This is a genomic window from Streptomyces coacervatus (genome assembly GCF_029223485.1).
Taxonomy (GTDB): Bacteria; Actinomycetota; Actinomycetes; order Streptomycetales; family Streptomycetaceae; genus Streptomyces; species Streptomyces coacervatus.
Genome location: NZ_JARHTP010000001.1, coordinates 755,613 through 769,093 on the forward strand (window position 1 = coordinate 755,613; position 13,481 = coordinate 769,093).

General features: G+C 71.5%; 11 protein-coding genes and 1 riboswitch. Of the genes, 8 read left to right on the forward strand and 3 right to left on the reverse strand.

The annotated features are described in order from the left end of the window. Positions 1–61 precede the first annotated feature (61 nt). From P2Q00_RS03305 to P2Q00_RS03315, 3 genes are all read left to right on the forward strand, one after another. Entirely contained in the window at positions 62–3,451 is a 3,390-nt protein-coding gene (locus P2Q00_RS03305) for a hypothetical protein (protein WP_275769232.1), read from the forward strand. Between the two features lie 96 nt (positions 3,452–3,547). Next, the gene (locus P2Q00_RS03310) at positions 3,548–4,186 is read left to right on the forward strand and encodes a helix-turn-helix domain-containing protein (protein ID WP_275769235.1); all 639 of its coding nucleotides are present in this window, start codon (positions 3,548–3,550) and stop codon (positions 4,184–4,186) included. Next, positions 4,183–4,302, forward strand: coding sequence for a DUF6126 family protein (locus tag P2Q00_RS03315; protein WP_275769237.1), 120 nt, complete (start codon positions 4,183–4,185; stop codon positions 4,300–4,302). The genes P2Q00_RS03310 and P2Q00_RS03315 overlap by 4 nt, the downstream gene beginning before the upstream one ends. Before the next feature lie 9 nt (positions 4,303–4,311). On the opposite strand, the gene P2Q00_RS03320 is transcribed toward P2Q00_RS03315, so the two are convergent. Beyond that, the gene (locus P2Q00_RS03320; protein WP_275769239.1) at positions 4,312–5,109 is read right to left on the reverse strand and encodes a tyrosine-protein phosphatase; all 798 of its coding nucleotides are present in this window, start codon (positions 5,107–5,109) and stop codon (positions 4,312–4,314) included. A 170-nt stretch (positions 5,110–5,279) separates the two neighbouring features. On the opposite strand from P2Q00_RS03320, the gene P2Q00_RS03325 reads away from it, so the two are divergent. The 5 genes from P2Q00_RS03325 (at position 5,280) to P2Q00_RS03345 (ending at position 11,284) form a co-directional block, all read left to right on the forward strand. Continuing rightward, positions 5,280–7,349 (forward strand): alpha-galactosidase, encoded by a 2,070-nt coding sequence (locus P2Q00_RS03325; protein ID WP_275769242.1) that lies wholly within the window; start codon positions 5,280–5,282, stop codon positions 7,347–7,349. A 296-nt stretch (positions 7,350–7,645) separates the two neighbouring features. Then, positions 7,646–7,815, forward strand: a riboswitch (cyclic di-AMP (ydaO/yuaA leader). 2 nt (positions 7,816–7,817) lie between these two features. After that, on the forward strand, positions 7,818–8,732 hold the full coding sequence (locus P2Q00_RS03330) for a M23 family metallopeptidase (RefSeq protein ID WP_275769244.1): 915 nt from the start codon (positions 7,818–7,820) through the stop codon (positions 8,730–8,732). 218 nt (positions 8,733–8,950) lie between these two features. After that, positions 8,951–9,631, forward strand: coding sequence for a GDSL-type esterase/lipase family protein (locus P2Q00_RS03335; RefSeq protein ID WP_275769247.1), 681 nt, complete (start codon positions 8,951–8,953; stop codon positions 9,629–9,631). Further along, positions 9,615–10,313, forward strand: a complete 699-nt coding sequence (locus tag P2Q00_RS03340; RefSeq protein WP_275769249.1) for a DUF6250 domain-containing protein — start codon at positions 9,615–9,617, stop codon at positions 10,311–10,313. Before P2Q00_RS03335 ends, P2Q00_RS03340 begins: the two co-directional genes overlap by 17 nt. Positions 10,314–10,498: 185 nt before the next feature. After that, positions 10,499–11,284: an SGNH/GDSL hydrolase family protein gene (locus P2Q00_RS03345; RefSeq protein ID WP_275769498.1), complete on the forward strand. Its 786-nt coding sequence runs from the start codon at positions 10,499–10,501 to the stop codon at positions 11,282–11,284. A gap of 89 nt (positions 11,285–11,373) precedes the next feature. On the opposite strand, the gene P2Q00_RS03350 is transcribed toward P2Q00_RS03345, so the two are convergent. After that, positions 11,374–11,994 carry a TetR/AcrR family transcriptional regulator gene (locus P2Q00_RS03350; protein ID WP_275769251.1) on the reverse strand — a complete coding sequence of 207 codons (621 nt, stop codon included), beginning with the start codon at positions 11,992–11,994 and terminating at the stop codon, positions 11,374–11,376. A 111-nt stretch (positions 11,995–12,105) separates the two neighbouring features. Continuing rightward, positions 12,106–13,284 (reverse strand): glutamate dehydrogenase, encoded by a 1,179-nt coding sequence (locus tag P2Q00_RS03355; RefSeq protein WP_275769252.1) that lies wholly within the window; start codon positions 13,282–13,284, stop codon positions 12,106–12,108. Positions 13,285–13,481 lie beyond the last annotated feature (197 nt).

A 13,481-nucleotide genomic window follows, 5' to 3' on the forward strand; every position in this document is an offset into this window, starting at 1 on the left:
CTGAGCCTCTGCACGTAATAAATCGATCGCCTGAACGATCACCTTCGGGCACAATCGCCGGATGCCGACCACCGCGGAGCAACTGCTCTCCGCACTTGAACAACTTCCGTTCCCGGCCCGCCTCGCGCTCACCGCCACGACCGCACGCCGGCTCACGGAGGAAGGACGACTCGCCCCGCTCCTCACCGAACTCGACGCGCGCGGCCCCTATGAGCGGCGACTCGCGGCGCTGGCCGCCCTCGTCGGCCGGGACGCCGGCTTCCTCGCCGAGCGGCTGGCCGACCCCGACGCGGTCGTCTCCGCATATGCCCTGCGGGCCGCTCGCATCCTGCCCGTGCCGGACGAGGCGGTGGAGGCGGCGTACGACAACGCACCCGCCGTGCTGCGGCACCGGCTGGCCGGCGTGTTCGTTGCCGGGGGCCGCACCGCGCTCGCCGAGCGGCTGGTGGCCCGGCTCGGCGCGGCATGGGGTGACGTCGAAGCCGCCCGGTTGCTGCCCGCCTGCTCCACACCCTTCGTCGCACGGGAACTGCCCCGGCTCGGGCACGCCGTCGACGGCTGGACACGGCTCGCCCGGCGCCACCCCGGCCCGGTGCTGGACCACGCCGAACGCGCTCTGGCCGACCGGACCGACGGACGGGAGCGGGAGGAGTGGTGGCGTCTGAACGCCACGACGGTCGCCGCGCTCGCGCCTCGCCGCCCCGAAGGCGTCCTGGGCCTGCTGGAACGGTACGGTCCGCCCAGTCTGCCGCCCGGGCTCCACGGCGGGCTCGGCGCACTGGCCGACGCCGACGCCGAGCGTCTCGTCCGCTGGATCGTCTCCCTCGACCGCCACACACCGCGTTACGAGCCCACGCCGTCGCCCGGCGTGCTGCGCAGGCTGGTGCGGGCCGAGCCGGAGTCGCTGCCGCTGCTGGGCCGCCACTGGTTGCACCGAGGCGGCCACTTCGCCGCGCTGCTGAAGGCCATGGCTCCCGGGCGGCGGGCGGCCTTCCTCGACGCCGTCGTTGCGGACGGGACGAGCTGGGACCCGGCGCTCGGCGTTCTCGACCTGCTCCCGCGCGAACGCCGCTGGGCCGAAGTGCGGCGGGCGGCGGCCGACTTCGACGGCCGGACAGACTTCTGGGACGACCTCGACACACTCGCGCACGGCCCGTACGACGAGGCGCGGTCCGCCCTGCTCGCCGCCGCCCGGCGGTCCGACCCCGGCGACCGTGCGGCAGCATGGCCGCTGGTGGTGGCGTGTGCCGCCCGGGACGGCGGCCGGGAGGCCGTGGCCGAGGTGCTGAGTGCAGCGGGCCGTCTGCGCAACGATCAGGATCCCGTGCGTGCCGCCGCGCTGGAGGCGCTCGCCGCGGTGCATCCGCGCCTGTTCGCTTCCGACGACGCCACGCAGCTCGACCGGATCGCCGTCGGCGCCCTTGAGGCCCGGGACTGTTCGGCCGACAGCCTCGCCGCCCTGCGGAACCTTGCCGAGCGTGTGTTGGTCGAGCACGCCCGGGACAGCGATGCGGCCCTGCGGACCTGGGCGTTGGGCGTCCTGGAGCGGATGGCGGGCCGGGTCGGCGTACCGGACTTCGGTCCGCTGCACCGGGTCCTGCGGCGCGGCCAGGAGCACGAGGTGGTCGAGGCGCTGCGCCCCTGGCTGGAGGCCGCCGCACAGAGATCTGACTTCCGGCTGCTGCTCGGCCTTGCCACCGCTCTGGGACCGCGCGCCCGGCGGATGCCCGAGGTGCAGGACATGCTGGCCACGGCCCTGGAGCGCGGCGACGACATGACGTTCGAGGCGGCCGCGAAGCTGTGGCTGGCCGCGCCGGCCACCCGTGGGGAACGGGTGGCCCGGATCGTCGGGCAGGAGCCGTCGGCAGTCGTCCTCTCGCCCGTACGGCGCGTGCTGGCCCGCGAGCGTACGGATCTGCTGGACGCGCTGCTCGCCGACACACCGCCGCACGGGCGCTTCCTGGTCCCCGGTGCCGCCCGCCCGCTGCCGGACTTCGGCGCCGCCGACCGCTGGCTGCCCCGCCAGCAGCGGGCCGCGGCACGGCTCGCCGAACGAACAGCGGCGGACTGCTCCCTGCCGCTGGACGACCGAGCCGCCGTGATCCGGACCGCCGCACACCTCCCGGAGCTGGGCCGCGCCCTGGCGCTGCGGCACAAGGACGACGAGGAGGTGGTCGTCGCCGAGGCGGCGCTCTCCGCGCTGGCCTGGACCGACCGCCCCCAGGACGTCCTGCCCGTGCTCCTGGAGCAGGCCGGCGGCGACCGGGCCCGGGTCGCCGTATACGCGGCGAGCCGCGCCGCCCGCTTCACCGCTCCCGCCGAACTCGCCTCGGCGCTGGGGGAGTTGCTGACGGGCAAGCGGCCCGCGAAGGTGACCTCCCGCAAGGAGGCCGTACGCCTCGCGGCCCGCTTCCTGCCGCCGCAACAGGCCGTGGCGCTGCTGACGCACGGCTTCTGTTCCCCCGACGCACACCCCGATGTGCGGTCCGCCGTCATCCGTGCCCTGCCGCCGCTGCTGGGCGCGCCGGAGGCATGGCGCCTCCTGGAAGAGGCCGCACAGGACGACACCCCGGCCGTGCTCCAGGCGGTCGTGGAAGTCGGCCCCTGGGAACTGGCCGAGGCGCACCGCGGAGGGTACGCGGCTGTGGTCGACACGGTCTACGACGCCGGCCTGGCGTCGTACGAGGGCTACATGGGCTACGGCTTCCTGCGGGGGCTGGCCCCCTGGACCCGGTATGCGCCCGGGCTGGGCGCCCGGATCGCCGGCACGGTGTGCGACCTCGGCAGCCGCGTGCACTGGCAGCACGCGGCCTGGGTACTGCGTGACCTGGCGCTCTCCGACCTGCCGCATCCGGTGGGCGGCGCGGCTGACGGCAGCGCCTTCCACGGTGCCGTGACCGACCTGCTGACCGCGATGCACACGCCCCGGGGCGGTTGCGAGGCGCTGGAGGACCGGGATCTGCCGGCGCTGCAGCGGTTGCGGACTCTGGTGTCGGCGTCCTTCAACGGGGCCGAGCAGCCCGAGGTGCTGGAGGCGATCGGTGCCCTGCTGGCGGCGGAGCCGCTCTTGGCGGCCGAACGTGCGGACGTGCTGCGCCGGTTGGTCGAGCGGACCGAGGAGCCCGCCGACCTGCTCGGCCGGCTGCGCGACCTGGCGGATGCGCTGGAGGGCGCGGGGACGGCAGTCGCCCTTCATGTCACGGGCCGACTGGGGGGCGGCTGGGGGCATGCGGCCCGGCCCGCGCGCAGTGCAGCGCTGCTGGAGGCGGCCGACCGGCTGGCCCGGGACGGCGGCACCGTCACCGGGCTGCTCGCGGTCCGACTGGTGACCGGAACGGCCGGTACCCTCGGCTGGCCGGACGAATGGCGGTCACTGCTGAGGACGCTGCGCAGGCATCCGGACCCTGACGTACGGCACCAGGCACACCAGACGATGACGGAGAGCGAGTGACGTCCCGAGACCACAGGTCGCGGCGACCATCCAAGGTTTCTTGCCTCTGAGGCAAGAAATTTGCCGCACAGGCAAGGCTCCGGCTGAATGGAGGGCATGAGCTCTCCCGAGACCGAGCCCGCGTCGGCGGGTTCGTCGGCCGGGCCGGACGAGGTCCTGCCCGCCGTCGCACCCCAGCTCCGTGCGCTGCGCCGCCGTGCCTCCCTGACCCTGGAGGCCGCGGCGAGCACTGCCGGGCTGTCGCCGGCACACCTCTCCCGGCTGGAGACCGGGCAGCGTCAGCCGTCGCTGCCGATGCTGCTCGCGCTCGCCCGTATCTACGGTACGACGGTGTCGGAGCTGCTCGGCGAGACGGTCGCCGACCGGGACGCCGTCGTGCGCGCCGCCGACATGGAACCGACCGCGGCCGGCGGCTGGACGTACTTCCAGGCCGGCGCGCCGGGCCGCGGCATGCAGGCCCTGCGCGTGCACGTACCGCACGGCTCCCAGGGCGACATCGTGCGGGTGCACCCCGGCGAGGAGTGGCTGTATGTCCTCAAGGGACGGCTGCGGCTGCGCCTCGGCGACACCACGCACCGGCTCGCCCCCGGCGACAGCGCCCACTTCGACTCGCTGACCCCGCACCGGATCGCCGCCCAGGATCCCGACGGCGTGGAGCTCCTGTTCGTCCACACCCTTCTGCAGAGCCCCACGGCCACGCTGTGCCTGGGCCCGATCACCGGAGACATGCCATGAGCGACATGGAGGAGAAGTTCCCGCGCGCCCTGTGGGTGCGCCTGATCATCTACATCGCGGTGGGGCACCTCTTCGCGGCCTTCATCTACCTGCTGTTCGCGGTGGGTGCGAAGTAGAGCGCGCGGTCAGTCGAGCAGTCGCTCGCGCAGCACCTCGCGGAGTTCCGGGGTGAGCCCCAGACCCTGCTCAAGGTAGGTGTCGACATCGCCCCACGTCTCCTCGATCGTGTCGAAGGCGGCCATCAGATACTCGGCGCGCGCCTCGAACAGGGGGCCGAGCAGCTCCATCACCTCGGGGGAGTAGGCCGCGGCGGAGCTGCTGCTGCGGTGCACCTTGTAGCGGCGGTGCTTGGCGTTCGACTCCAGGTAGTCCGCGACGATCGCCTCGCGCTCGACGCCCAGGGCGAGCAGCGTCACGGCTATGGACAGGCCCGCGCGGTCCTTGCCCGCCGCGCAGTGCATCAGGGCGGGCACGCTGTCGTCGGCGAGCGAGGCCAGCACGCGCGCGTGCTCGGCGGTGCGCTCCTTGATGATCGTGCGGTAGGAGACGATCATGCGGTTCGCCGCCTTGCCGTCGCCGAGGAGCTCGCGCAGCTGGTCGATCTCGCCGTCCCGGACCATCTTCCAGAACCCGGAGCCGTCCGCCGGGTCCGAAAGCGGCAGGTTCACATTGCGCACGCCCGGCAGCTCCACGTCCGGACCCTCCAGCTTCTGGTCCGCCGCGTTGCGGAAGTCGAAGATCGTGTGCAGCCCCAGGGAGGACAGGAACTCGGCGTCCTCCTCGGTCGCGTGCGCGAGGTGGCCGCTGCGGAACAGCACCCCGAACCGCACCCGCCGTCCGTCCACGGTCAAAAGCCCACCCACGTCACGGAAGTTGCGGACTCCGGCCAGCTCGGGCTCGGTCGACGGGATCTGCTGCGTCACGGGGGCTCCTCACGGTCCGCCCGGCCGGCGCGGCTCGTCGACGGGCACTCTCCCGACGATACGACATGGATTCCTTGGGCAATGAGTTGTCCACAGGCGTTGCGACCAGGCCTCTCGTCCCTTGATGATGTTGGCGATTGGTCGCACCTGTTCGAATGTGTGAGGGCTCGATGCTGGAAATTGCCGACAATGGCCGTACGTGGCTCCTCTCGGGGCCGGACAGCAGTTACGCCGTCCACCTCACCGAGGACGACGAGCTCCTACACCTGCACTGGGGTCCCCGCATCGCGCTCGCCGACGCCGAGGCCCTCGCCGTCCGGCCGCTGCCCGACTACCGGCCCTTCGAGTCCCCGCTCGACGGATGCGAGGAGTACCCGGTCGAGGGCGGCCCCCGCTTCGTACGGCCAGCCCTGTCCGTACGCACCGAGGAGCGGCGCGGCACCGAGTGGCACTTCGAGACGTACGAGGCGGCGGGCGACCACCTCCGCCTCGGCTTCCGGGACGGCGGACTCGCGATCACCCTGCACTACCGGATGCGGGACGACGTCGTAGAGCGCTGGGTGACCCTCGACAACGAGGGGCCCGCCCTGGAGCTGCTGCGGGCCGACTCCGCCGCCTGGACGTTGCCCGAGCGCGAGGACTGGCGGCTGTCCCAGCTGCACGGCCGCTGGGCCGCCGAGTCCCGGCTGACCGCCTCGCTTCTCACCTACGGTGAGAAGATCATCGGCAGCCGCCGCGGCCACACCGGACACCAGCACCTGCCCTGGGTCGCCCTCGACACCGACGCCACCGAGGAGCACGGCGAGGTCTACGGCTGCGCCCTGGGCTGGTCGGGTTCCTGGCGGATCGCGGTCGCGCAACTCCCGGACGCGCGCGTGCAGATCACCGGCGGCGCCGGTCACGACGACTCCGGGCTGCTGCGCCTGGACGCGGGAGAGTCGTACACGACCCCCGTCTTCGCCGGGCTGTGGAGCGACGGCGGCTTCGGCGGCGCGAGCCGCGCCTGGCACGCCTACCAGCGCGCCTACGTCATCCCGGACGCGGACCGGGACCGGCCGGTGCTGTTCAACTCCTGGGAGGCCACGGAGTTCGACATCTCCGAGGAGCAGCAGGGCACCCTCGCCCGGCGGGCCGCGGCGATCGGCGTCGAGCTGTTCGTGGTCGACGACGGTTGGTTCGGCAAGCGCACCAGCGACCGCGCCGGACTCGGCGACTGGACGGTCAACCGGGACCGCTTCCCGAACGGCCTCAAGCCGCTCGCGGACTATGTGCACGCCCTCGGCATGCAGTTCGGCATCTGGGTCGAGCCCGAGATGGTCAACCCGGACAGCGAGCTCTACCGCGCCCACCCGGACTGGGTGCAGTTCCAACCGGGACGAAAGCGGACGGAATTCCGCAATCAGCTCGTACTGAACCTGGCCCGGGAAGACGTCCAGGAATACCTCTGGGAGCAGCTCGACGCCCTCCTCTCCAGCGCCCCCATCGACTACGTGAAGTGGGACTTCAACCGCTGCTTCACCGATGTCGGCTGGCCGGGCGAGCCCTACCCGCAGCGCCTCTGGGTCGATCATGTCCGCGCCCTCTACGCCCTGTTGGACCGACTGCGGGCGGCCCACCCGGACGTCGCCTTCGAGTCCTGCTCGGGCGGCGGCGGCCGTATCGACCTCGGGATCATGAGCCGCACGGACCAGGTGTGGACCTCCGACAACACCGACCCGCTCGACCGGCTCGCCATCCAGCACGGCTTCAGCCAGATCCACCCCGCGCGCGTGATGGCGGCCTGGGTCACCGACAGCCCGAACACCCAGCTCAACGGCCGGGTCAGCTCGTTGCGCTTCCGCTTCGTGAGTGCCATGGCCGGCGTGCTCGGGGTCGGCGGGGACCTTGCCCAGTGGACCGAGGAGGAGCTCGCCGAGGCCGGCGAGTGGGTGGGGCTCTACAAGGAGATCCGGCCGCTGGTGCAGCACGGAGACCTCTACCGGCTGCGGCCTCCGCGGGGCGGGCTGAGTGCGGTGCAGTACGTGCGCGGGGACGAGGCGGTCGTCCTCGCCTGGCTCCAGGCGCAGAGTTACGGCGAACCCGTACCGGCGCTTCGGCTGCGGGGCCTCGACCCGGCAGCCTCGTATGAATGCCGCGAAACGGGCGAAGTCCACAGAGGTGCCGTATTGCTGCATCACGGGCTGCGCACCGGATTGCGTGGCGACCTCGACGCGGCAGTTTTCCGACTGCGTCGCATCTGAGCCTTCTGCCCGAATTGGCTCCTTCATTCCAACTCGCTCCGGAATGGGGGCTCCAGAGGCAGAGGCGCGTGAGGAGCGTCATATCCGTGACCGTGCGTGGCGCGTCATGTTCACGTAATTCGCGTGCCTTACAAGGGCGTTTGGGTGAGCAGGACACCCTGGAATTCACGCACGGTCACCGGGTTTTCTCTCAAGGGATCAACAGAAACGCATTCACAGGGAACCGTCACTTGTTCCTTTGCGTCCCGGTCGCTTACGTTCGCCACCAATCCGGACGGACGCCCAATCCTGCCGCCGCCCGGTGCCCGCAGAACTCACCCGTGAACGGCAGGAGCGGGGGACCCACAGGTACAAATGCCTGTTCCGGTCTCCGGAACGGCTAGGGGTAAAGCCGCGTCAACTGCGCGGCCGGGCATCTCCAGTCCGCACCCGACAGCTCACCTCGTAGGCGCCGGAGAGGAATTCGTCATGCCCGCGAAGGGTAAGCACCGCCGTCCGAAGCCCCAGCGCTTCACCCGCTCCATCGCCGTCGCCGGAACCGGTGGCGCCGCGCTCGCCCTCCCGCTCATGGGGGCCACCGGCGCCCATGCCGCCACCACGCAGTCCGCTTCCCAGTCGGTTTCGGAAAAGGCCGTCCAATCCCTTCGGGTCGCCGAGAAGGCGGCCCAGAAGAAGAGCGCCGCCAACAATGCGGGCGTGCGGACCTATTCGGTGCGCACCGGCGACTACCTTTCGAAGATCGCCGAAGAGCAGCATGTCACCGGCGGCTGGCACAAGCTCTACTCGGACAACCGCCGGGCCGTCGGCGACGACCCGTCGCTGATCCACCCGGGCCTGAAGCTGACGATCGGCAGGAAGGCCGCGACGAGCACCACCAAGTCGTCGACGTCTTCGTCCTCTTCTCCGTCCGCCTCGAAGACGTCCTCGTCCTCGAACAGGACGACCGCCACCCAGACCTCCGAGTCCGCCCCCACCGGCTTCACGCTTCCGGTGACCGGTGCCACCATCGGCACGGGCTACCACGTGGCCGGCAGCATGTGGTCCAGCGGGTACCACACCGGCGTCGACTTCGTCGTCCCGACCGGCACCGCCCTGAAGGCCGTCGGTGCGGGCACGGTCGTCTCCGCCGGCTGGGGCGGCGCGTACGGCAACCAGGTCGTCATCAGGCTCGCCGACGGCTACTACGCGCAGTACGGCCACATGTCCCAGCTCTCCGTCTCGGCAGGCCAGACCGTGACCGAGGGCCAGCAGATCGGCCTCTCCGGCGCGACCGGCAATGTGACCGGCCCGCACCTGCACTTCGAGATCCGCACCACGCCGGACTACGGCTCCGACGTGGACCCGGTCGCCTACCTCCGCTCGAAGGGCGTCGGCGTCAGCTGACGTCCCCGCCCAGAACCACCTGCCTGACACGCTGCCGAAGGCCGGACCTCGATCCCCGGGTCCGGCCTTCGGTGTGTCCGGCTGCACTCGTGACTCGTGTGCCGCAGGGGGTGTCGACAGTGAGGAGGTGTCGACAGTGCGGGGGAATTGGGACACAGTGATCTCCGTAGCGATGCAAGCGCTTTCTCCATCTTTCGAGGCCTACGGAGGTCCTGACCGTGCTCCTGGCTGCGGGCGCGCTGCTCGGCGAGGCCCAGCAGCCCGTCTCCGCCTCCGAAGGGCCGGGCGTCGTACGCCCCGACGACAGGCGGATCGCCTACGAGGGGCACTGGGGCATCACCGACGAGGCCGCCATCACCGTGAACTCCGGTTCCCGGCTGGGCGTCCGCTTCAGCGGCCCGGTGAGCTTCGGGAGGCAGGGCGTGCCGCAGACCGGCAACGGGGGAGTGCCGGACGCGGCGGACTCGTACGGCTGGAACTACGCGGGCTCCAGCGCTGGTTCGGACCGCCGTGCCGATGTGATCGTCGTGAACCAGGGCACGAACGACGCCCTGTACGGCTCGGCGGAGTTCCGGGCGGCTTACCGCGCCTACCTCGCCCGGCTGCGAGCCGCCGCACCGCACGCCCGCATCCTTGCGCTGCGCCCGTTCAACGGCACGCACGCCGACGACATCGCCGCTGTCGTCGCCGAACTCGCCGATGCCCGCACGGAGTTCGTCGACACGACCGACTGGCTCTCCCCGGCCGACGGGGACTTCAACGGGACCGTCCATCCCAGCGCCCAGGGCCATCGCAAGGTGGCGGCCCGTCTGCTCGCAGTCCTTGGGCGCCCACCGCGACCGACCGCGCCGTCGATCACCACTCCCGAAGGAGCCGCCTCCCGTGACGAGCACCCGTAGAGCATTCGGAGCCCTGGCCGCCGGCACTGTCCTGGCCGCCCTCGCCCCCGCGCCCGCCGCCAGTGCCGCGTCCCGCCGCCGCCTCATCGCCCGCGACGACTTCTGTCACGGTCTCGGCCAGTGGGTCGTCGAACTGGAACGGGGCGGGACCGTCACCGCCTCCCACGGGATCCTGGAGGTGGACGTACCCGCCGGTGCCACGGTCTGGTTCAGGGAGCGGCTCGAAGGCCCCTACGTGATCGAGTACACCGCCACGCCCGTCTCGGCGGGCGGGGTCAACGACCGCGTCTCCGACCTCAACAACTTCTGGAACGCCACCGACGTCCGCTCCCCGGACGACCTCTTCGCCACCCGGCGCGGCGGAGCCCTGGCCGAGTACGACTACCTCAAGACGTATTACGTCGGATACGGCGCCAACACGAACACCACGACCAGGCTGCGCCGCTACGTCGGCGAGCCCGGGGTCCGCCCACTGATCTACGACTACACGCAGCCGCTGCTCGTCCCGAACGAACCCAACCGCGTCCGCATCGTCTCCGACGGCTCGACCGTCCGCTGGTGGAACAACGGGCAGTTGGTGTTCGACTACACCGACCCGGAGCCATACATAAGTGGCCACTTCGCCTTCCGGACCACTTGGAGCCATTTCCGGATCGCCGACTTCAGCGTCCGGAGGGTCTGATGGGTCTGACGGGTGTCGCGATGACCCCTCAACATCCCTGATCAGAAGGTTATTCCGGGCTTGGCGAACACTTTAGAAGTGGCTTATCTCACCGCGCGTCAACCCTTTCCTACGGTCGCGTAGGTCACATTCGAAGGTGAATCATGGCCGATGTGACAGACGATTCGAAGAGTGACAGCAGATCAGTGATCGGGTCGTACGTCGCGGTGGGGGACAGCTTCACCGAGGGCGTCGGCGATCCCGGCCCCGACGGGGCATTCGTCGGCTGGGCCGACCGGTTCGCGGTACTCCTCGCGGACCGGCGACCCGAGGGCGACTTCGGCTACACCAACCTCGCCGTGCGCGGCAAACTGCTCGACCAGATCGTGGAGGACCAGCTCCCGCAGGCCGTCGCACTGGCGCCGGACCTGGTCTCCTTCTGTGCGGGCGGCAACGACATCATCCGACCAGGCACCGACCCCGACGAGGTCGCCGAGCGCTTCGAGCGGGCGATCGTCCCGCTCACCGAAGCTGCCGGCACGGTCTTGGTGACCACCGGGTTCGACACCCGTGGCGTCCCCGTGCTCAAGCACCTGCGCGGCAAGATCGCCACCTACAACGGCCATGTCCGGGCCATCGCCGACCGGTACGGCTGTCCCGTCCTCGACCTGTGGTCCCTGAAGACCGTTCAGGACCGCAGGGCCTGGGACGGCGACCGCCTCCATCTCTCGCCCGAGGGGCACACGCGCGTGGCGCTCCGTGCCGGACAGGTCCTCGGCCTGGAGGTACCGGCCGACCCCGACCAGCCCTGGCCGCCGCTCCCGCCGCGCGGCACCCTCGAGGTCCGGCGGGACGACGTGCATTGGGCGCGCGAGTACCTGGTGCCGTGGATCGGCCGCCGGCTGCGCGGCGAGTCGTCCGGGGACCATGTCACGGCGAAGGGGGCCCTGTCGCCGGACGACATCAAGATGCGGATTTCTTCGGTGGCCTGACAGTGGCCTGAACGTGGCTTGAGAACGGCCCCCCACTTCGGCGGGCCGAGAACGGCCAGGTGGCCTGAGCCCCCGTCGAGTGCGGGGGCTCAGCGCTCCGAAGCCGTCAACGCCGCCCGCTCCAGCCCCAGTTCCCGGGCCAGCGCCTCGTCCACCCACTCCTGGGTCCGGGCCCGCGACACCGCACCGGCGTACGACGTCAGCTGCACGGCGAGCCCGTCCAGCAGGGCCGTCAGCCGCAGGGCCGCGCCGTGCGGATCCGGGCAGCGGAACTCGCCCGCGGCGACGCCCTCCGCGATGACCTCGGCGATCGCGGCCTTCCACTGCTTGTCGAGGCCGCGGGTGACCTCCTGCAGCGCGGGCTCGCGCAGCGCCGCCGCCCAGCCCTCGATCCACAGCCGCCAGCCCTTGGCCTGCCCCGTCGGCGCGTACCAGCGCACCGCCGACCGCAGCCGCCGCAGCGCCGTCGTACGGCGGCCGAGAAGCTTGCGCAGATGCCCGAGGTCGTCCTCGGCCGCGAAGGTGAACGCGGCGGCGACCAGCTTCTCCTTCGTCGAGAAGTGGTACAGCACCAGCGCGTTGCTCACACCGAGCGACGAGGCCACGTCGGAGATCCTGACCGCCGCCACGCCCCGCGCCTCGATCTGCCCGATGGCGGCCCGCAGCAACTCCTCACGCCGCTCGGCCACACTCAACCGCACTCTCGCCACCCGGTCACCCTATTCCGTGGCCGGTGACGGTGCCGGGTGAGGTCAGCACTTGGCGGGTCCGGCGGGTTCGACGGGGTGTCCGACAGGGAAGGGCGGAATGCCGGACCGCCCTCACCGGTACCAGCCGAAGCGTTCCGCGATCACCGGCAGCCGGTCCGCGACGATGGCGTGCGCGGCCGCCCGCGGGGTCGTCCCGTCGGCCTCCGCGCGGGCGAGCATCTGCTCGGTCAGGGCGCGCATCGAGCGGCGGGTGTGGGCGAACGCCTCCTCCGCGTCCGGTCCGATGTCGCCGAACAGGGTCCACCACCACCAGGCGTTGGTCCCGGAGTTGACGACCACGTCCGGCAGCACGGTCACCCCGCGCGCGGCCAGCAGCTCCTCCGCCTCGGGCAGCACGGGCATGTTGGCCGCCTCGACGATCCAGCGGGCGGTGATCTGCTCCTGGCCCGCGGTGTCGATCGCGTACGAGACCGCCGCGGGTACGAGCACTTCCGCCTCGGCCGACAGCCAGGCGTCGCCGGGCAGTTCACAGTCGTCGGGGCGAAGGGCCGCACGGTCCACGGTGCCGTACGCGTCCCGCGCGGCGAGCAGCGCCTCGACGTCGAGGCCCGCGGGGTTGGCGACCGTGCCCTTGATGTCGGCGACGGCGACCACGGTGAGTCCCGCGCGCGCGAGGAAGCGTGCCGTGGCTCCGCCCATCGTGCCCAGCCCCTGCACGGCGACCCGCGTCCCGGCGTACGCCACCCGGGCCCGGTCCAGAGCCGCGAGCGCCGACTCGGCGACCCCGCACCCGCCGACCAGTTCATCGAGCCCGATGCCGTCCACTTCGACCGCGAACGCGTCCGAGAGCCGCCGCCGCGCCGTCGCCTCGTCGTCGAGCAGCGGATACACCGCCTGAATGGACGAGACGAGCCCCGCCTCGGCCGCCGCCCGGTCCACCAGGTCCTGGGTGAGACCGAGGTCCTCTCCGGTCGTCCAGAAGCTTTCGACATACGGCTTCATGGCGCGCAGATAGCGCACCAGGAGTGCGTACGCTCCCGGGTCCCGCGGGTCGCAGTCGATGCCGCCCTTGGCGCCGCCCAGGGGGATGTAGCGACCCTGGGGGTTGTAGTGCAGTGCCTCCTTCATGGTCATCCCGCGCGCGAGCCCGGCGACCTCGTCCAGGGTGCAGCCCGCGCGCATGCGCAGTCCGCCGCTGGAGACGCCGCGCACCAGCCGGTCGACCACCAGGAAGCCCTGGCGGCCGGTGAGGTGGTCGGTCCAGGTGAGCGACATCAGGGGGGCGGTCATGCGATCTCCTCGCGGAACGACGACGGAATTTACTGAACCACGAGTCAGTATTGGAATCGGGGACACACTGTGTCAACGTGCTGAACGGGCTCAACAGCAGCCGCAGGCGGCACACACCGCGCAGCGCACCGTCCGCCGCGACGGCCTCGGGACGGGAATGGACGCCGATGATCCGCCGTTCACCAAGCGGTGGGCCC

Coding starts and splice junctions, on each gene's coding strand:
- P2Q00_RS03305 (WP_275769232.1), top strand. CDS start 62: ATGCCGACCACCGCGGAGCAACTGCTCTCCGCACTTGAACAACTTCCG.
- P2Q00_RS03310 (WP_275769235.1), top strand. CDS start 3,548: ATGAGCTCTCCCGAGACCGAGCCCGCGTCGGCGGGTTCGTCGGCCGGG.
- P2Q00_RS03315 (WP_275769237.1), top strand. CDS start 4,183: ATGAGCGACATGGAGGAGAAGTTCCCGCGCGCCCTGTGGGTGCGCCTG.
- P2Q00_RS03325 (WP_275769242.1), top strand. CDS start 5,280: ATGCTGGAAATTGCCGACAATGGCCGTACGTGGCTCCTCTCGGGGCCG.
- P2Q00_RS03330 (WP_275769244.1), top strand. CDS start 7,818: ATGCCCGCGAAGGGTAAGCACCGCCGTCCGAAGCCCCAGCGCTTCACC.
- P2Q00_RS03355 (WP_275769252.1), bottom strand. CDS start 13,284: ATGACCGCCCCCCTGATGTCGCTCACCTGGACCGACCACCTCACCGGC.